At 69.1% G+C, this 17,936-nt stretch carries 17 protein-coding genes; 12 read left to right on the forward strand and 5 right to left on the reverse strand.

Translation table 11 applies throughout. From position 1 onward, the window contains the following. Window positions 1–12 precede the first annotated feature (12 nt). On the reverse strand, window positions 13–831 hold the full coding sequence (locus ISN38_RS11400; RefSeq protein WP_058359164.1) for an HDOD domain-containing protein: 819 nt from the start codon (window positions 829–831) through the stop codon (window positions 13–15). A gap of 524 nt (window positions 832–1,355) precedes the next feature. On the opposite strand from ISN38_RS11400, the gene ISN38_RS11405 reads away from it, so the two are divergent. Next, a complete protein-coding gene (locus ISN38_RS11405; protein ID WP_058361525.1) occupies window positions 1,356–1,856 on the forward strand; it encodes a hypothetical protein in 501 nt (166 codons plus the stop codon). A 159-nt stretch (window positions 1,857–2,015) separates the two neighbouring features. Here ISN38_RS11405 and ISN38_RS11410 read toward each other — a convergent pair whose 3' ends face one another. Then, entirely contained in the window at window positions 2,016–2,489 is a 474-nt protein-coding gene (locus ISN38_RS11410) for a YehS family protein (RefSeq protein WP_004426259.1), read from the reverse strand. 165 nt (window positions 2,490–2,654) lie between these two features. Between ISN38_RS11410 and ISN38_RS11415 the strand changes: the two genes are divergently transcribed. The 4 genes from ISN38_RS11415 to glpK all read left to right on the forward strand — a co-directional run bounded on the left by ISN38_RS11415 (window position 2,655) and on the right by glpK (window position 7,953). Beyond that, on the forward strand, window positions 2,655–3,515 hold the full coding sequence (locus ISN38_RS11415; protein ID WP_425509983.1) for a DeoR/GlpR family DNA-binding transcription regulator: 861 nt from the start codon (window positions 2,655–2,657) through the stop codon (window positions 3,513–3,515). A gap of 326 nt (window positions 3,516–3,841) precedes the next feature. After that, window positions 3,842–5,356 carry a glycerol-3-phosphate dehydrogenase gene (gene glpD / locus ISN38_RS11420; RefSeq protein ID WP_004426264.1) on the forward strand — a complete coding sequence of 505 codons (1,515 nt, stop codon included), beginning with the start codon at window positions 3,842–3,844 and terminating at the stop codon, window positions 5,354–5,356. Window positions 5,357–5,537: 181 nt separating this feature from the next. Next, the gene (locus ISN38_RS11425; protein ID WP_004426267.1) at window positions 5,538–6,356 is read left to right on the forward strand and encodes an MIP/aquaporin family protein; all 819 of its coding nucleotides are present in this window, start codon (window positions 5,538–5,540) and stop codon (window positions 6,354–6,356) included. A gap of 97 nt (window positions 6,357–6,453) precedes the next feature. Then, window positions 6,454–7,953: a glycerol kinase GlpK gene (gene glpK / locus ISN38_RS11430; RefSeq protein ID WP_004426268.1), complete on the forward strand. Its 1,500-nt coding sequence runs from the start codon at window positions 6,454–6,456 to the stop codon at window positions 7,951–7,953. A gap of 424 nt (window positions 7,954–8,377) precedes the next feature. On the opposite strand, the gene ISN38_RS11435 is transcribed toward glpK, so the two are convergent. Then, a complete protein-coding gene (locus ISN38_RS11435; RefSeq protein WP_003470484.1) occupies window positions 8,378–8,596 on the reverse strand; it encodes a hypothetical protein in 219 nt (72 codons plus the stop codon). 245 nt (window positions 8,597–8,841) lie between these two features. On the opposite strand from ISN38_RS11435, the gene ISN38_RS11440 reads away from it, so the two are divergent. The 6 genes from ISN38_RS11440 to ISN38_RS11465 all read left to right on the forward strand — a co-directional run bounded on the left by ISN38_RS11440 (window position 8,842) and on the right by ISN38_RS11465 (window position 14,762). Beyond that, window positions 8,842–9,486: an HAD-IA family hydrolase gene (locus ISN38_RS11440; RefSeq protein ID WP_047325421.1), complete on the forward strand. Its 645-nt coding sequence runs from the start codon at window positions 8,842–8,844 to the stop codon at window positions 9,484–9,486. A 307-nt stretch (window positions 9,487–9,793) separates the two neighbouring features. Then, on the forward strand, window positions 9,794–10,795 hold the full coding sequence (locus tag ISN38_RS11445) for an aldo/keto reductase (protein ID WP_206712216.1): 1,002 nt from the start codon (window positions 9,794–9,796) through the stop codon (window positions 10,793–10,795). Beyond that, window positions 10,792–11,661: an amidohydrolase family protein gene (locus tag ISN38_RS11450; protein WP_003470478.1), complete on the forward strand. Its 870-nt coding sequence runs from the start codon at window positions 10,792–10,794 to the stop codon at window positions 11,659–11,661. Before ISN38_RS11445 ends, ISN38_RS11450 begins: the two co-directional genes overlap by 4 nt. A gap of 31 nt (window positions 11,662–11,692) precedes the next feature. Continuing rightward, entirely contained in the window at window positions 11,693–12,439 is a 747-nt protein-coding gene (locus tag ISN38_RS11455; RefSeq protein WP_003470476.1) for an SDR family oxidoreductase, read from the forward strand. Between the two features lie 37 nt (window positions 12,440–12,476). After that, window positions 12,477–13,334, forward strand: a complete 858-nt coding sequence (locus ISN38_RS11460; RefSeq protein ID WP_003470473.1) for a fumarylacetoacetate hydrolase family protein — start codon at window positions 12,477–12,479, stop codon at window positions 13,332–13,334. A gap of 108 nt (window positions 13,335–13,442) precedes the next feature. Next, a complete protein-coding gene (locus ISN38_RS11465; RefSeq protein WP_003470471.1) occupies window positions 13,443–14,762 on the forward strand; it encodes an L-fuconate dehydratase in 1,320 nt (439 codons plus the stop codon). Between the two features lie 361 nt (window positions 14,763–15,123). Here ISN38_RS11465 and ISN38_RS11470 read toward each other — a convergent pair whose 3' ends face one another. Beyond that, a complete protein-coding gene (locus tag ISN38_RS11470) occupies window positions 15,124–15,501 on the reverse strand; it encodes an L-rhamnose mutarotase (RefSeq protein ID WP_003470469.1) in 378 nt (125 codons plus the stop codon). A 1-nt stretch (window position 15,502) separates the two neighbouring features. Further along, complete coding sequence (gene fucP, locus ISN38_RS11475) at window positions 15,503–16,810, reverse strand: L-fucose:H+ symporter permease (protein WP_206711813.1); 1,308 nt, start codon at window positions 16,808–16,810, stop codon at window positions 15,503–15,505. Window positions 16,811–17,113: 303 nt separating this feature from the next. On the opposite strand from fucP, the gene ISN38_RS11480 reads away from it, so the two are divergent. Continuing rightward, the gene (locus ISN38_RS11480) at window positions 17,114–17,869 is read left to right on the forward strand and encodes an IclR family transcriptional regulator (RefSeq protein ID WP_047325418.1); all 756 of its coding nucleotides are present in this window, start codon (window positions 17,114–17,116) and stop codon (window positions 17,867–17,869) included. Window positions 17,870–17,936 lie beyond the last annotated feature (67 nt).

Consider the following 17,936-nt stretch of genomic DNA (forward strand, 5'->3'; position numbering starts at 1 on the left):
GGCTGGAAGCGCTTAGCGCAGCATCTCGGTGAAGGCGCGGTCGGCCTCGATCACGTCCGGCAGCGCGGCGAACAGCGCGTCCAGGTCCACGTCGTCCAGCAACGGGCCGCCGACCGCCTGCCGCGCTTCCGGGGTGGCGCCGCCATGGTGCTCCAGCGCATCGGCGACCAGCGCCGCCTGCGCCACCACGCGCGGCATCGGCTGGCCGTCCGGCGCCTGCAGCGGCCTTGCCTGGAAGGCGATCGCGGTCTGGATCACCTGCGGCAGCTGCCAGCGCCGCGCCAGTTCGGCGCCCACTTCCGGGTAGCCGAAGCCCAACTGCACGGTCTCGTCGGCGGCGCGGCCGCTGGAGGATGCGCCCGGATGCAGCTGCGCCGCATAGTCCGGCGCGCCGGTCTGGATCAGCAGCTCGCCGATGTTGTGCATCATCCCGCAGGTGAACGCGGTTTCCGGATCCAGGCACTTCTGCCGGGCCAGCAGCCGGCAGATGCCGGCGACCTCGAAGCTGTGCAGCCAGAACGCGCGCAGGTCGAAATGCGCCGGCGCGTGGAACGCGTCAGTCATCGACGAGGCCAGCACCAGGGTGCGCAAGGTGTTGAAGCCCAGGCGCAGCGCCGCGTCCTCGACGCTGGTCGAGTCGCGTGCGCCGCGGAACCGCGTCGAGTTGGCCAGGCGCAGCACCTTGGCCGCGATCACCGGGTCGCGCTCGATGCTGCGCGCCACGCTGTCCAGGCTGGTGGTGGGATTGTCGAATTGCAGGATCAGTTCCTGTGCCACCTTGGGAATGGTCGGCAGGGTGTGCAACTGGTCGAACAGCACCTCTAGTTTCATGGGGACCTCAAAACGGAACGGGAAGGGACACCGCCGGCGCAGGAAATGGGCGGCGCCCGCCATGGGGGCGAACCCCACGCATCGTAGACCGAATCGCGTCAAGCGGCGTGCACGCCTGGGGGCGCGGTTTCGCACAGGTTGCCGGACGTCTGCAGCGCCGTGCCGTGGCTAGGAGGCACCATTCGCGTGCGTATGCGCGCAGGCGCAGCGATCTGCAGGCCGGTTGGCGAAGACAGCGCAGCAACAGCGCGAACAGGTCAATGCGTGGCGGTGCAAGTACGCGGGCCAGCAAGCCAGGCCGCCGCAGACCGCTGCGGCGGCCGCTGGCGCGGCGGCGGGCGATGCCAGCGCAAGCGCGGATTCGCCCGACAGGCAGCGCCGAGCCGGTGCGGCCAGGCCGTGGCGGCTCACGTCTGGCGCATGTCATCCCGCCGTCACCGGATTGACCCACACTTGCCGAACTGGGGAGCCGGTCCTGGCGACCGCGCGGCCTTTCTTCTCTGCCAAGGCGACAGGATCCAACGATGAAAGACTTAGTGCTGGCGCTGGCATGTGTCCTGGCGGCACCGGTGGCGTTGGCGCAGTCGGGCTATGTGCAGATCGAGCGCCGCTTGAGTGCCGAGCAGCTGCGCGAGGTCGGACTGACCCCCGCCCAGCTGGCCACGCTCAATCGCCTGCTGCGCGATGCCGAGACGCGCGAGGCGTCGCAGGCCCCGGCGCGGCCCGCCGCGACGCCGGCGGTCGCGGGCGCCGCAGTGGGCGACCCCCAGGCCGAGCAGGGCATGCTGATCGGCCTGGACGACGGCCCGATCAGCGCCCGCGTGCAGGGCGAGGTCGCCGGCTGGGCGCCGGGCACTGTGTTCGTGCTGGACAACGGCCAGCAGTGGAAGGTGCTCAAGGGCAGCATGACCCTGCACACCGCACTGGCTTCGCCGGCGATCAAGGTGGTGCCCGGCATCGCCGGACGCTGGTTCCTACAGGTGGACGAAGACCTGCCGAAGGCGCGGGTCTACCGGATCCGCTGAGCGCCTGCGTCTATCGCGCATCCTGTAGAAGCGGTTTCAACCGCGACGCAAGGCCCGGGCAAGATCACGGCTTCCGCTGCGGGGTAGATGGCCAGACGGCCACCCCGTGCCGCTCCTGCAGGAACAAGCTGGCCCCGTGTGCGCACCAGGCACGCCGCCTCACCCCGCCGCGCGCAGCCGCAGGGTCAGCCCCTTGAGGAAGTTGCGCAGCAGCTGGTCGCCGCACAGGCGGAAGTTCTTGTGCCCCGGTTGGCGGAACAGCGCCGACAGCTCCGGCTTGGACACCGGGAAGCCGGCCTCGGCGAAGATCTGGTGCATGTCCACGTCCTTCAGCTGGAACGCCACGCGCAGCTTCTTCAGCACCACGTTGTTGGTGATCCGGGTTTCCACCGGGCGCGCCGGCAGGCTGTCGTCGCGGCCGCGGTAGTGGAACACCAGCCCGTCGAGGAAATGCGCCAACACCCGGTCGCTGCATTCGACGAAGCCATCCTCGTCCTCCTTCTTCAGGTAGGCCGGCACCTCGCTCCTGTCGATCGGGAAGGCCGGATCGGCGAGGTGCACCGTGTCCACGATCATCTGGTCGCTGAGGTCGAGCATGTAGCGGATGGAGCGCAGTACGTCGTTGTTGATCATGGCCGGTCCGGTGCTGCCGGTGGCGTCCGGCGGGGTGCGTAGTCTAGGCCGTGTCGTCGATGGCCGGGTAGGCGCGTGGCGCGGCGCAACGACGGCCGCGGCTGCATCGATGCGATGTGCGCGATTGCGATCGCCGCGGCCGCCGGCGTTTGCATCGGCCCGCGCATGCGCCATCATCGGCGCATGGACAACACGATCCCGAAACCGAGCGCGGTGCCTGCGCTCAATCCGCGCCAGGAGCAACTGGTCGCGCTGGTGCGGCAACAGGGCTATGCCGAAGTGGAAGGGCTGGCCACGCGTTTCGACGTGACCCCGCAGACCATCCGCCGCGACCTGACGCTGCTGTGCGAGGCCGGCGTGCTGCGCCGCTACCACGGCGGGGTCAGCCTGCCGTCGAGCGTGGAGAACCTGGCCTACACCGCGCGCAAGGCGCTGCAGGCGCGGGAGAAGCGGCGCATCGCCACGCTGCTGGCGCAGCACATCCCCGACGACGCGTCGCTGTTCATCAACATCGGCACCACCAACGAGGACGTGGCGCGCGCCTTGATGGGGCATAGCGGGCTGCGGGTGATCACCAACAACCTCAACGTGGCGGTGATGATGAGCGCCAATCCGAGCTTCGAGGTGATGGTCGCCGGCGGCCGCGTGCGCGGCCGCGACCAGGGCGTCACCGGCGAGGCCACGATCGAGCTGATCCGCCAGTTCAAGGTGGATTTCGGCGTGATCGGCATTTCCGGCATCGACCCGGACGGCACCTTGCTGGATTTCGATTTCCATGAGGTGCGGGTGGCGCAGGCCATCATCGAGCACTCGCGGCAGGTGTTCCTGGCCGCCGACCACAGCAAGCTCGGCCGCAACGCCATGGTCCGGCTCGGGCCGATCGCGCGGGTCCAGGCCTGGTTCACCGACCGCGCGCCGCCGCCGGAGCTGGCCGTGGTGCTGGAAGAGGCCGGGACCCGCGTGTTCGTCGCCGAGGGCGAGGCCGAGGCGGAAAGCGGGGCCGGCGATCAGGCCGATCTGGACTGAGCCGCGCCGCCCGCCGGCGTGCGGCGGATGCCGGGTCACCGCGGGGACCGACCGCGGACATGGCAACCCCGCATTTCGTGTGCGTTTATGTTCGTATTATTTCTTTATTGTGACGTTAAATTCTGCCGGAAGTCGCTATCGGCGGCCGCTCGGCTGCCGGAAATGAAGCGGTCGCCCTATGTCCTCGTCCCCAGCCGCGAGGCTTTGCGCTGACGCGACGCTGCACTGCAGCGTGCTATGTTCGAAAATGTTCGTTTACGATCTTTTCGTCCCGCGTCGTCGCCCCCGGCTTTTCGCCGCGGACACGACGCTTCCGGAGTCAGGCAATGCGCGAGATCTACGATGTGCTGGTGGTCGGTGGTGGCATCAACGGCGTGGGCATCGCCCGCGATGCGGTGGGCCGTGGCCTGTCGGTATGCCTGTGCGAGCGCGACGACCTCGCCTCGCATACCTCCAGCGCCAGCACCAAGCTGATCCACGGCGGGCTGCGCTACCTGGAGCAGTACGAGTTCGCGCTGGTCGGCAAGGCGCTGGCCGAGCGCGAAGTGCTGCTGCGCCTGGCCCCGCACATCATCTGGCCGCTGCGCTTCCTGCTGCCGCATCAGCCGCACCTGCGCCCGGCGTGGATGATCCGCACCGGCCTGTTCCTGTACGACCATCTCGGCCGCGGCCGCCGCACCCTGCCGGGGTCCAGGCGCATGGCGCTGCGCTCGGATCCGGTCGGCGCTCCGTTGCGCGAGGAATTCCGCACCGGCTTCGTCTATTCCGACGCCTGGGTGCAGGACGCGCGGCTGGTGGTGCTCAATGCGATGGATGCAGCGCAACGCGGCGCGCGGATCCTGACCCGCACCCGCTGCGTGGCCGCGCGCCGCGTCGGCGGCGTCTGGCAGGTGCAGCTGGAGCATGCCGACGGCCGCCGCCAGGACCTGCAGGCGCGTGCGCTAGTCAATGCCGCCGGGCCGTGGGCGGTGCAGTTCCTGGACGACGTGGCCAAGGTCGGCCACGACCACGCGCTGCGCCTGGTCAAGGGCAGCCACATCGTGGTGCCGCGGCTGTTCGAGCACGACCATGCCTACATCTTCCAGCAGCCGGACCGGCGCATCGTGTTTGCCATTCCCTACGAGCACGACTTCACCTTGATCGGCACCACCGACGTGGACTACCGCGCCGATCCGTCCGCGCCGAAGATCGATGCCGAGGAGACGCGCTACCTGTGCGAGGCGGCCAACCGCTACTTCCTCAAGCAGATCGCGCCCGACGACGTGGTGTGGAGCTATAGCGGCGTGCGCCCGCTGCTCGACGACGAGGAGGACAACGCCGCCGAGGTCACCCGCGACTACCTGCTGGAACTGGACACGGACGGCAGCGCGGCGCTGCTCAACGTGTTCGGCGGCAAGCTCACCACCTACCGCAAGCTGGCCGAGGAGGCGGTGGACCGGCTGGTCGCGCACGCTGGGCGCAAGGCGTCGGCGTGGACCGCGCGCGGTGCGCCGCTGCCCGGCGGCGAGCGCCGCGACATCGGCGTGCTGGCGCAGGAACTGCGTGCGGCGCGGCCGTGGCTGAGCGAGGCGACCGCGACGCGGCTGGCGCGCAACTACGGCACCCGTGCGGTGCAGTTGCTGGGCGCCGCGGCCTCGCTGCAGCACCTGGGCGAACACTTCGGCGCCGACCTGTACCAGGCGGAAGTGGACTACCTGCGTGCGCACGAATGGGTGACCCAGGCCGACGACCTGCTGTGGCGCCGCAGCAAGCTCGGCTTGCGCATCGACGCCGCCGGCCGCCAGCGCCTGATCGACTATCTGCAGCAGGCGCCGGCCGCGCTGGCCGCCGCGCCCGCATGAGGCAAGCACCGCGGCCGGCTTGCCCCGTTGTGGGCGCCGGCCGCGCGTGCGCAATCGCCGCGCGCATCGGCAACCGCCGCCGCGCGCGAACCTGGGAACGACCGTGGAGGGTGGCAGGCATGTACAAGACGACGACCGGGATGACCGGCAAGACGACGACCGCAACGCAGGAGCAGCGCGCATGAACCGGCAACTGCTTGGCGAACTGATTTCCGAGGCGGTGGCGATGGTGATCATCATCGCCTTCGGCTGTTCGGTGGCGTGCATGTACGTGCTGTACGACCCCAGTCCGTACCAGAACGCTTACTGGGGCGTGTGCATCGCCTGGGGCCTGGCGGTGACGATCGCCATCTACGCCACCGGCTCGGTCTCCGGCACCCATGCCAATCCGGCGGTGACCCTGGCGTTGGCGCTGTTTCGGGGGTTCGCCTGGAACAAGGTGCTGCCGTACTGGGTGGCGCAGGTGGTCGGCGGGTTCCTCGGTGCGGGCATCGTCTACCTGCTGTTCGCGCCGGTGATCGACCACTACAACCAGGCCCATCAGCTGACCCGCGAAGCGGGCGGCGCGGCCGGCGTGTTCTTCACCGCACCGGGCCTGGCGATCACCCCGATGCATGCGCTGCGCGACCAGGCGATCCTGACCGCGTTCCTGATCTTCGGCATCTTCGCCATCACCGAGCGCTATAACGAGGCCGCGCCCACCGCCAATTCCGGTGCGCTGATCATCGGCCTGCTGGTGGCGACCATCGGCGCCTCGATGGGCTACCTGGAAGCCTGGGCGATCAATCCGGCGCGCGATTTCGGGCCGCGCATGTTCGCCTACTTCGCCGGCTGGGGCTCCTCGGCGCTGCCGTCGGCCAACAGCTACTGGTGGATTCCGATCGTCGGCCCGCTGATCGGCGGGGTGATCGGCGGCGGCGCCTATCAACTGCTGATCTATCCGTTCCTGCCGGCGCGGGTGAAGGCGCTCGAGGAAGCAGCGGCGTCGCGCCGGGCCTGAGCCTGCGCGCGATACCCGGTGCCGGCACCGCCGGCACGTCCCCAATCATTCCGGGCGCCGCCGCGGCGCGCGCCTCACGACCCCGCAGGAGTCACCGATGGAAAAGAAATTCATCCTGGCCATCGACCAGGGCACCACCAGTTCGCGCGCGATCCTGTTCGACCGCAAGGGCCACATCGCCGGCATGGCGCAGCGCGAGTTCGGGCAGATCTTCCCGCAACCGGGCTGGGTGGAACACAACCCGCGCGAGATCATGACCAGCGTCTACACCACGATCACCGAGCTGCTGAACAACCAGCAGGTGGACGCGAGCGCGATCGCCGGCATCGGCATCACCAACCAGCGCGAGACCACGGTGGTGTGGGACCGCGCCACCGGGCAACCGATCTACAACGCCATCGTCTGGCAGTCGCGGCAGACCAAGGACATCTGCGAACAGCTCAAGGCCGCCGGCCACGAGGACATGGTGCGGGCCAAGACCGGGCTGCTGATCGATGCGTATTTCTCCGGCACCAAGGTCAAGTGGATCCTCGACCATGTGGAGGGCGCGCGCGAACGCGCGCAGCGCGGCGAACTGGCGTTCGGCACCATCGACAGCTGGCTGATCTGGAACCTCACCGCCGGCAAGGTCCACGTTACCGACTACACCAACGCCTCGCGCACGCTGCTGTACAACATCCACGAGCTGCGCTGGGACGAGGAGCTGCTGCAGATGCTCGACATCCCGGCCTCGATGCTGCCCGAGGTGCGGTCCTCCAGCGAGATCTACGGTACCACCCAGGGCCAGTATTTCTACGGCCACGAAGTGCCGATCGCCGGCATCGCCGGCGACCAGCAGGCGGCGCTGTTCGGCCAGGCCTGTTTCGAGCCGGGCATGGCCAAGAACACCTACGGCACCGGCTGTTTCATGCTGATGAACACCGGCGAGAAGGCGGTGGAATCCAAGAACGGCCTGCTCACCACCATCGCCTGGGGCGTGGACGGCAAGGTCGAATACGCGCTGGAAGGGGCGATCTTCGTCGCCGGTTCGGTGGTGCAGTGGCTGCGCGACGGCCTGCGCATGTTCGGCAAGGCCAGCGACTCGCAGTCCTACGCCGAACGCGCCGGCGACAACGACGGCGTGTACTTCGTGCCGGCCTTCGTCGGCCTGGGCGCGCCTTACTGGCGCAGCGATATCCGCGGCGCGGTGTTCGGCCTGACCCGCGGCACCACCAAGGAACATTTCATCCGCGCCGCGATCGAATCGATGGCCTACCAGACCCGCGACGTGCTGACCGCGATGCAGGTCGATTCGGGCATCGAACTGAAGGAACTGCGCGCCGATGGCGGCGCGATCAGCAACGACTTCATGGCCCAGTTCCAGAGCGACATCCTCGACGTGCCGGTGCTGCGTCCGGAAGTGGCGGAAACCACCGCGCTGGGGGCCGCCTATCTGGCCGGCCTGGCGACGGGCTTCTGGAAGGATCGCGCCGAGATCGCGCAGCAGTGGGCGGTGGACCGCCGTTTCGAGCCGAGCATGCCGGCCGAACGCCGCGAGGAACTGTATGCCGGCTGGCAACAGGCGGTGGAGGCGACGATGGGCTTCCGCATTCGCTAGCCGCTGCCAGCGCGTTCTGTGCTTCCTGTAGGAGCGACTGTCTTCAGCCGCGACGAGCGCAGTGGTGAATGTTCCGAACGGGCATGCAGTCGGGACTGTAGTCCCTCCCACAAGAGGCATTGCCGCTCCGCGGCGCCAGTGGAGTCCTTGTGGGAGCGACTTCCGTCGCGACGAGCGCAGCGGCGGGCCTTCCGGCTTCGGACGTTGTCGCGGCTGAAGCCGCTCCTACAGGTGTCTCGCTGCCGACGCGTTGAGTGCACTGTAGGAGCGGCTTCAGCCGCGACAGGTTGCCGAAACTGCCGCATTACCCAGCCCTTTTCTCAGTCCATCTGTCTCTGCCACGGTCGCTTCTGAAGCCCGGCAGCTGGACAGCGCCGCGCGTGGCGACTGAAGCCGCTCCTACAGGGGTTTTCGCGGCAGGACGCTACACGTACTGCGTCGGCCCACGCCGCCCTGGCACCGGAGCATCGACGTCGCCGACCGGATCGCTGATCGGCGGGATGGTCGGATCGATCGGCTGGTTGGGGATCGGATCCACCGGCCGGTCCGGGGTCGGGTCCACGCCGGGATTGGGGATCTGTCCCGGCACCGCGTTCGGTGGCTGCTGCGGATCCTGGCCGGGGTTGGGAGTGTGCATCTGCATGTGTACCTCGCGCTTCGGGAACCAGGCTGCACCGTGCGCGCCGCGCCGAACGCAGCGCGTGAAGCCGGAGGCAAGGGCGCATGAAGGCGCGCAAGCGACAACGCGTGATTCCCCACCCGCATCGTCACCCGGCCGCAGAAACCGCGCGCTGGGCGTTGCCATGGCGAGCGTTGGACAGCGTTGCGCAACGGCATGCGCGCCGCCGCGCTGGCGGCGCGGCCGCTGCTGCGGCATGCTGCCGTCGCATGCGCCGCTACGATCTGGTCATCTTCGATTTCGACGGCACCCTGGCCGATTCCTTCCCCTGGTTCCTCGATACCATCAACGACGTCGCCGACGCGTTCGGCTTCCGCCGCTTCGAGCCGGAGCGGCTGCAGGAAATCCGCAGCCTGAGCGCGCGCGAGCTGATGGCGCGCAGCGGCATCCGCTGGTGGCGGGTGCCGGCGGTGGCGCGGCGCATGCGCGCGCTGATGGCCGCACAGATCGAGCGCATCGCCCTGTTCGACGGGGTGGCCGAGTTGCTGGATGCGCTCGCGCGGGACGGCGTGCAGCTGGCGCTGGTGACCTCCAACAGCCGCGACAACGTCGAGCGCGTGCTCGGCGCCGAACTGACCGCACGCTTCCGCCACATCGGCTGCGGTGCCGCGGTGCTGGGCAAGCGCCGCAAGCTGCGCGCCGCGCGCAAAGCGTGCCGGGTGCCGACCACGCGCGCGCTATGCGTGGGCGACGAGATCCGCGACGCCGACGCCGCACGCCAGGCCGGCATCGCCTTCGCCGGCGTCGGTTGGGGCTACACCCTGCCGGCGGCACTGCAGCCGCACACGCCGCTGCCGCTGCTGCAACACCCGGCCGACCTGTGGGACCTGCTGGGCCTGCCAAGCCCGGCCTGAGCGCGGCCCGGGTCGCCTCAGTGAACGATGCGCCCAAGCATTCCCCATTCCCGCCCAATGCTGCACCGCAACGTGCTGTTCACTTATGATTGATATATTCATATACGAACAGTTGGCAGGCAGCGTCCGCAATGGCGGCGTCGCGTGCCGGCATCATCCGATCTAGCCCACGTGGGCGGAGGCGTGCCATGCGCAACCCCAGCAGCAACTGGTCCCGGAGCGCGCGCGGGCCGTGCGCGGCGGCCATCGGCGCGAACGCCGGCAGGTGCCGTTGAACGCCGTCAGCGCCGCCGCCGAACCCGGCGCGATCGCGCAGCTCCCGCTGGGCCGCAGCGGCGTGCGCATCGCCACGCTGGGCTTCGGTGCCGCGCCGATCGGCAATCTGTACGCGGAAGTGGACGACGCGGTGGCGTTGGCCGCGGTCGCCGACGCCCATGCCGCCGGCATCCGCCATTTCGACACCGCACCGTATTACGGCTACGGGCTGAGCGAACGCCGGCTCGGGCAGGGCCTGCGCGGGTTGCCGCGTGCGAGCTACACGCTGTCGACCAAGGTTGGGCGCCGCGTCTATGACCAGGCCGATGCCGCGCCGGGACGCGACGGCTTCGCCGTGGCCGGGCGTGGCGCCGCGTTCGACTACAGCCGCGACGGCGTGCTGCGCGAATTCGAAGCCAGCCTGCAGCGGCTGGGCACCGACCACGTGGACGTGCTGCTGCTGCACGATATCGGCCGCCTCACCCATGGCGAACGGCACCCGGCGATGCTGCGCCAGGCGCTGGACGAGGCCTTGCCGGCGATGGCCGAGCTCAAGGCCAGCGGCGCCTGCCGCGCGATCGGCATCGGCGTCAACGAGGAAGACATCGCGCTGGAACTGATGCCGCTGTTCCCGCTGGACTGCGTGATGCTGGCCGGCCGCTACACCTTGCTCGAACAGCACGCGGCGCAGCGGATCATGGCGCAGGCGCTGCAGCACCAGGTCGGCATTCTGGTCGCCGGCCCGTACAGCTCGGGCCTGCTCAGCGATGCGCGCGGACCGGGCGCCACCTACAACTACGCGCCGGTGGATCCGGACACGCTGGCGCATGCGCAGCGCCTGTTCGCGGTCTGCGCGGCGCATGGCGTGGACGTGGGCGCGGCGGCCTTGCAGTTCCCGCTCGCGCACCCGGCGGTCGCTGCGGTGGTCGCCGGCATGCGCACGCCGGCGGAAGTGGCCAGCGCCGCCGCGCGGCTGCACGCGCCGATCCCGCCGCTGCTGTGGCAGCAGCTGCGCGACCAAGGCTTGTTACAGGCGCAGGTGCCGACGCCGTGAACGTGGTCGATGCGCACGTGCATTTCTGGCAGATGGCGCGCGGCGACTACGACTGGCTGACGCCTGAACTCGCCGCGCTGTATCGCGACTTCGTGCCCGACGACCTGACCGCCGCGCTCGATGCGCACGGGGTGGATGCGATCGTCGCGGTGCAGGCGGCGCAGACCGAAGCGGAGAGCCGCTACCTGCTGCAGCTGGCGCGCGCGCAACCGCGCATCGCCGGCGTGATCGGCTGGATCGATTTCGAGGCCGGCGACGCGGCCGCGCGCATCGCCGCGCTGTGCGCCGAGGGCGATGGCCTGCTCAAGGGCCTGCGACCGATGGTGCAGGACCTGGCCGATCCGCAGTGGCTGGCGCGGCCTCAGCTGGACCCCGCGTTCGACGCGATGCTGCGCCACGACCTGGCGTTCGACGCGCTGGTCAAGCCGCTGCATCTGCCCGCGCTGCAGGCGCGCTTGCAGCACCATCCGGCGTTGCGCGTGGTGCTCGACCACGCCGCCAAGCCGGCGATCGGTGCCGACGGTTTCGCCGCCTGGGCCGACGGTCTGGCGCGGTTGGCACGGCACCCGAACGTGCTGTGCAAGCTGTCTGGCCTGCTCACCGAACTGCCCGCCGACGCCGACCTCGCCGCGATCGAGCCGTACGTGGCGCAGGTGTTCGCCTGCTTCGGTGCGCAGCGGGTGATGTGGGGCAGCGACTGGCCGGTGTTGACCCAACGTGCCGGCTACCGTGACTGGTTCGCGCTGGCGCAGTCACTGGTCGCGCGCCATGCCGCCGGCCACGCCGCCGACGTGTTCGCCGGCACCGCACGCCGCTTCTACCGTCTGCCCGAATCTCCTTCCCCCCGACCGGAACTTCCACGATGAACACGTCTGCATTCCACCCCCGGAGCCGCGCATGAGCGGCCGGTTGCAAGGCAAGCGCTGCCTGATCACCGCCGCCGGCGCCGGCATCGGCCGCGAGAGCGCGCTGGCCTGCGCGCGCGCAGGCGCGCAGGTGCTGGCCACCGATATCGATGACGCGGCGTTGCAGGCGCTGGCCGCCGACTCCGCTGCGATCGTCACCCAGACCCTGGACGTCACCGACGCCGCTGCGATCCAGGCGCTGGTCGCGGCGAACGCGCCGTTCGACGTGCTGTTCAACTGCGCCGGCTACGTGCACCAGGGCAGCATCCTGGACTGCGACGAGCCGGCATGGCGGCGTTCGTTCGCGATCAACGTCGATGCGATGTACTACCTGTGCCAGGCGGTGTTGCCGGGCATGCTGGAACAGGGCCGCGGCAGCATCGTCAACATGTCCTCGGTGGCGTCGAGCATCAAGGGCGTGCCGAACCGCTTCGCCTACGGTGTGACCAAGGCCGCAGTGATCGGGCTGAGCAAGGCCATCGCCGCCGACTACGTGGCCAAGGGCATCCGCTGCAACGCGATCTGCCCGGGCACGATCAAGACGCCGTCGTTGGGCCAGCGGGTCAAGGCGTTGGGCGGCGACGAGCAGGCGGTGTGGAAGAGCTTCACCGACCGCCAGCCGATGGGCCGCCTCGGCGACCCGCGCGAGATCGCGCAGCTGGTGGTGTACCTGGCCTCGGACGAATCCTCGTTCACCACCGGGCAGACCCACATCATCGACGGCGGCTGGTCGAACTGACCGCGCCTGCCTTCCACTTCCAACAAGAGGACATTCCATGAAACTGCTGCGCTACGGCGAACCCGGCCACGAACGTCCCGCCCTGCTCGACGCCGACGGCCACCTGCGCGACCTGTCCGCGGTCATCGACGATGTCGCCGGCGAGCACCTCACCGCCGCCGGCCTGGACAAACTGCGTGCGCTCGATCCGGCCACGCTGCCCAAGGTGGAAGGCGAAGTGCGTTACGGACCGGCCGTGGGCCGCGTCGGCAAGTTCATCTGCGTCGGCCTGAACTACGCCGACCACGCCGCCGAGTCGGGCATGGCGGTGCCGGAAATGCCGGTGCTGTTCATGAAGGCCACCACTGCGATCAGCGGCCCCAACGACACCGTCGTGATCCCGCGCGGCTCGAAGAAGAGCGACTGGGAAGTGGAGCTGGGCGTGGTGATCGGCGACATCGCCCGCGACGTGTCGTTGGAAGACGCGCTCAAGCACGTGGCCGGCTATGCGGTGATCAACGATCTGTCCGAGCGCGAATTCCAGCTCGAGCACGGCGGGCAATGGGTCAAGGGCAAGAGCTGCGACGGCTTCGGCCCGCTCGGCCCGTGGCTGGTCACCGCCGACGAAGTGGCCGACCCGCAGAACCTGTCGATGTGGCTGGAGGTCAACGGCCACCGCTACCAGAACGGCAACACGCGCACGATGGTATTCGGCGTGGCCGAGCTGGTCAGCCACATCAGCCGCTACATGACGCTGATGCCGGGCGACGTGATCAGCACCGGCACGCCGCCAGGCGTGGGCTTGGGGCAGAAACCGCCGATCTACCTGAAGCCGGGCGACGTGATGGCGCTGGGCATCGAAGGCCTGGGCGAGCAGCGCCAGGCCGTCGTCGCCCACCCGCGCGGCGCAAGCTAAAGCCGTAAAGCCCCCTCTCTCCCCGGCGACCGAAGGAAGTCCCGTGGCAGAGAGGGGCTCTTCACTGCATTTTCTTTTTCTCTTCGCGCTTCACCCATCAGGATCCCCATGAGCAAAATCGTCGCCCTCGAGACCTTCGACGTGCGTTTCCCCACTTCGCGCGAACTGGACGGTTCCGATGCGATGAATCCGGATCCGGACTACTCGGCTGCCTACCTGCGGCTGCGCACCGATACCGACGACGGCCTCGCCGGCTACGGCCTGGTGTTCACCATCGGCCGTGGCAACGACGTGCAGAGCGCGGCGATCGCGGCGCTGTCGCACCATGTGGTCGGGCGCGACGTGGACGCGGTGATCGGCGACCTGGGCGGCTTTGCGCGCAGCCTCACCGACGATTCGCAGCTGCGCTGGCTGGGCCCGGAGAAGGGGGTGATGCACATGGCCATCGGCGGTGTCATCAACGCCGCCTGGGACATGGCCGCGCGCAGCGCTGGCAAGCCGCTGTGGCGCTACATCGCCGAGCTGTCGCCGGAACAGCTGGTGGCGACCATCGACTTCCGTTATCTCAGCGATGCGCTGACCCCGGACGAAGCGCTGGCGCTGCTGCGCGCCGCCGAACCGCTGCGCGCCGAACGCCTGCGGACGCTGCTCGAACAGGGCTATCCGGCCTATACCACCTCGCCCGGCTGGCTCGGCTACTCCGACGAGAAGCTGGTGCGCCTGGCCAAGGAGGCGGTGGCCGACGGCTTCCGCACGATCAAGCTCAAGGTCGGCGCGAATGTGCAGGACGACATCCGCCGTTGCCGCCTGGCGCGCGCAGCGATCGGCCCGGACATCGCGATGGCGGTGGACGCCAATCAGCGCTGGGACGTGGGTCCGGCGATCGCCTGGATGCGCCAGCTGGCCGAATTCGACATCGCCTGGATCGAGGAGCCGACCAGCCCCGACGACGTGCTCGGCCACGCCGCGATCCGCCAGGGCATCGCGCCGGTGCCGGTGTCCACCGGCGAGCACACGCAGAACCGGGTGGTGTTCAAGCAGCTGCTGCAGGCCGGCGCGGTGGACCTGATCCAGATCGACGCCGCGCGCGTGGGCGGGGTCAACGAGAACCTGGCGATCCTGCTGCTGGCGGCGAAGTTCGGCGTGCGCGTGTTCCCGCATGCCGGCGGCGTCGGCCTGTGCGAACTGGTGCAGCATCTGGCGATGGCCGATTTCGTCGCCATCACCGGCAAGATGGAAGACCGTGCGATCGAATTCGTCGATCACCTGCACCAGCACTTCGTCGATCCGGTGCGGATCGCACACGGCCGCTATCTGGCGCCGACGCTGCCGGGCTTCTCGGCCGAGATGCACGCCAACTCGGTCACCCAGTTCCTGTATCCGGACGGCCCGTTCTGGAGCGCGGACCTGGCCGCACAGCAGGTATAACGCGACAAGCGCGCGGGCCAGGGCCACGCGCGCCCATGTAGGAGCGGCTTCAGCCGCGACGAACCATGCCAGGAACCTTGGCGGTTTTGCTTGTCTGTCGCGGCTGAAGCCGCTCCTACAATGCACCTTGCGAGCAAGCCGCAAGTCTCCCGTGGGAGCGGCTTCAGCCGCGACGAACGCAGTGGTGGCCCTGATGGCTTCGCAAGCTATCGGGACCGAAGTGCTTTCGCAGTGTCACTGCCTGCACCGCGCACGAATCCTGTAGGAGCGGCTTCAGCCGCGACGCGCTCTACCGATGCAATCTGTCGCGGCTGAAGCCGCTCCTACAGGATGGTTCAGCAGCGCGGGGGAACCGCTTGCCTCAGTCGCGCTGCTGCTTCCGCGCCTGCTCCGCTACCGCCGCCTGCAACGAAAAGATCTGCAGCGCCTCGCGCCATTTCTCGCCCGGGGCCGAACCCGGCAGCGGTTTCTGGAAGCGCCACATCAGTGCCTCCCAGGCCTGCACGCGCGGGTCGGCCGCATCCGCGGCGGCCTTGGCCGCGGGCGAATAGTCGTGGTCCACTTCCATCAACATCACCAGGCGGTCGCCGCAGCGGTGGATGTCCAGTTCGCGGATGCCAGCGTTGCGCAACGAGGCGACGATCTCCGGCCATACCGTGTCGGGGCGATGCCAGCGTTCGTACTCGGCGATCAGCGCCGGGTCGTCGTGCAGGTCGAGCAGATAGCAATGGCGCGGCATTTCAGGCTCCCGCAACGCTGGCGCGCGTCGCGGTCGCGCGCGCGCAGGACGCGAACACCAGAATCACCGCGAAGCACAGCGCCGGCACCGTCATCGCCCAGTGGATGCCGGCACGGTCGGACAGTGCGCCCATCAGCGCGGTCAACGCCGCGCCGCCGATGATCGCCATCACGATCAGCGAGGAGCCGAGCTTGCGCGCGTCGTCGTCCAGCCCGTCCAGGCCCAGCGCGAAGATGGTCGGGAACATCACCGACATGAACACGCTGCTGGCGACCAGCGCGTACAGCCCGGTCCAGCCCGGCAAGGCGATCGCCACGCCGCACAGCAGCAGGTTGAGCAGCGCGAACGCGCCCAGCAGCACCGCTGGCGACACGAAGCGCAACAAGGCGGTGCCGATGAAGCGGCCGGCCATGAACAGCACCAGCGACACGGTCAGGAAGCCGGCCGCGGTCTTCTCCGGCGTGCCCGGCACCGCGTCCTGCAGGTAGCGGATCAGGAAGCTCCAGATGCCGACCTGCGCGCCGACGTAGAAGAACTGCGCGACCACCGCAAACACGAAGCGGCGGTTGCGCAGCAACGGGCCGAAATAGGCCTTGCCGGCGCTGGCCGCGGTGCCGCTGTCGCGGGTGACCGGGAAGCGGGCCAGCCCGATCAGCAGCGCCCACAGCACCACTACCGCGCCGATGATCAGGTACGGGGTCTGCACCGCCGCCGATTCGGCGGCGAAGAAGCTGGCGCGTGCGGCCGGTGCCATCGCCGCCAGTTGCTGCGGCGTGTGCTCCACGCCGGAGAGGATGAAGTGCTGGCCGATCAGCACGCCGGTGATCGAGCCCAGCGGATTGAACGCCTGCGCCAGGTTCAGCCGCCGCGCCGCGCCCTCGGCCGGGCCGAGCACGGTGACCAGCGGATTGGCGGTGGTTTCCAGGAACGCCAGGCCGCTGGCGATCACGAACAGCGCCAGCAGGAAAAAGCCGTAGGTGTGCTCCTGCGCGGCCGGGTAGAACAGCAACGCGCCCGTGGCGTACAGCAGCAAGCCGAGCACCACCGCCGCCTTGTAGCTGAAGCGGCGCATGAACATCGCCGCCGGGATCGCGAACACGAAGTAGCCCAGGTAGAACGCGCTCTGCACCAGCCCGGCCTGCAGGTCGGACAGCTCGAAGGCCTTCTTGAACTGCTTGATCAGGATGTCGTTGAGGTTGTTCGCCATGCCCCAGAGAAAGAACAGGCTGACGATCAGCACCAGGGGCACGATGGCGGTACGCGCCAGGCTGCCGGGCGCCGCTGTTGCGGTGTCGCTGCTGTAATGCATGCCGCCTACCCCTCCCAGGATGTGCCGCGTCGCGTTGATTGTGGCCGGAGCGTACTGCGCCCGCTGTCGTCATGCAAATATAAAATTCGTGTTTATATTTGGATGGCGCGATCGGGCGAGGGTCGTGCCCGAGCACGGGCGCGGGCTGGCGTCGCAAGCGGCTGCGTCGGCGTCCGCGCGTCGGACCTGGCAGGCGCTTTGGACATCCGTGCCGCAGGCGCGGGCCGGGTGCGTCGCGCCTCTGCGCACGGACATTCCCTGTACCCTAGCGCCCTTCCACTCCCCCTGCCTGGCCTCGACGGAATGACCACGCCCCCGCCAAAGTACCGTGCTCCCGCCCTGGACAAGGGCCTGGACATCCTGGAACTGCTGGCGCGCGACGCGCGGCCGATGACGATGAGCGAGATCTCGCAGGGCATCGGTCGCTCGCGCGGGGAGATCTTCCGCATGCTGCAGGTGCTGGAAGAGCGCGGCTACCTGACCAAGGGGCCGGGCGAGGGCGGCTACGTGCTGACCAACCGCCTGTTCATGCTCGGCATGCAGCAACCGCAGGTGCAGAACGTCACCGAGGCGGCGCTGCCGGTGATGCGCCGGCTGGCCGATGCGATCCGCCAGCCCTGCCACCTGGTGGCGCCGTCGGACGACCAGATCGTGGTCATCGCGCAGATGGACGTGCCCAGCGACCTGGGCCTGATGGTGCGCCCAGGTCACCGCCGCCCGCTCGCGCATTCCACCTCCGGCCTGGTGTGGTTCGCGTTCCAGCACGAAGACGCGCAGGCGCGGTTGCTGCAGCGCCTGGACGCCGGCGACGTGGCCTACGACCGTGCCGCGTTCCTCGCCGCCGCCGCGCAGGTGCGCGCGCTGGGCTACAGCATCCACCCCAGCGAAGCGGTGGTGGGCGTGATCGACCTGACCGCGCCGATCCTGCAGCACGGCAGCGCCATCTACACGCTCACCGTGCCCTTCATCGAACGCCGCCCGCAGGAGATCGACGCGCAGGCGGCGATGCAGGCGGTGTGCGCGGCGGCGGCGGAGATCAGTGCGGTGTTGGGTGGTTAGCCTCATGGGCCGTCATCATGGACGCACAAACTAAAGCGAACATCGAAGCGCGTTGCCTTCAATGAAG

The organism is Xanthomonas translucens pv. undulosa, from assembly GCF_017301775.1.
Lineage (GTDB): Bacteria > Pseudomonadota > Gammaproteobacteria > Xanthomonadales > Xanthomonadaceae > Xanthomonas_A > Xanthomonas_A translucens.

Coding starts and splice junctions, on each gene's coding strand:
- ISN38_RS11400 (WP_058359164.1), bottom strand. CDS start 831: ATGAAACTAGAGGTGCTGTTCGACCAGTTGCACACCCTGCCGACCATT.
- ISN38_RS11405 (WP_058361525.1), top strand. CDS start 1,356: ATGAAAGACTTAGTGCTGGCGCTGGCATGTGTCCTGGCGGCACCGGTG.
- ISN38_RS11410 (WP_004426259.1), bottom strand. CDS start 2,489: ATGATCAACAACGACGTACTGCGCTCCATCCGCTACATGCTCGACCTC.
- ISN38_RS11415 (WP_425509983.1), top strand. CDS start 2,655: ATGCGCCATCATCGGCGCATGGACAACACGATCCCGAAACCGAGCGCG.
- glpD (WP_004426264.1), top strand. CDS start 3,842: ATGCGCGAGATCTACGATGTGCTGGTGGTCGGTGGTGGCATCAACGGC.
- ISN38_RS11425 (WP_004426267.1), top strand. CDS start 5,538: ATGAACCGGCAACTGCTTGGCGAACTGATTTCCGAGGCGGTGGCGATG.
- glpK (WP_004426268.1), top strand. CDS start 6,454: ATGGAAAAGAAATTCATCCTGGCCATCGACCAGGGCACCACCAGTTCG.
- ISN38_RS11435 (WP_003470484.1), bottom strand. CDS start 8,596: ATGCAGATGCACACTCCCAACCCCGGCCAGGATCCGCAGCAGCCACCG.
- ISN38_RS11440 (WP_047325421.1), top strand. CDS start 8,842: ATGCGCCGCTACGATCTGGTCATCTTCGATTTCGACGGCACCCTGGCC.
- ISN38_RS11455 (WP_003470476.1), top strand. CDS start 11,693: ATGAGCGGCCGGTTGCAAGGCAAGCGCTGCCTGATCACCGCCGCCGGC.
- ISN38_RS11460 (WP_003470473.1), top strand. CDS start 12,477: ATGAAACTGCTGCGCTACGGCGAACCCGGCCACGAACGTCCCGCCCTG.
- ISN38_RS11465 (WP_003470471.1), top strand. CDS start 13,443: ATGAGCAAAATCGTCGCCCTCGAGACCTTCGACGTGCGTTTCCCCACT.
- ISN38_RS11470 (WP_003470469.1), bottom strand. CDS start 15,501: ATGCCGCGCCATTGCTATCTGCTCGACCTGCACGACGACCCGGCGCTG.
- fucP (WP_206711813.1), bottom strand. CDS start 16,810: ATGCATTACAGCAGCGACACCGCAACAGCGGCGCCCGGCAGCCTGGCG.
- ISN38_RS11480 (WP_047325418.1), top strand. CDS start 17,114: ATGACCACGCCCCCGCCAAAGTACCGTGCTCCCGCCCTGGACAAGGGC.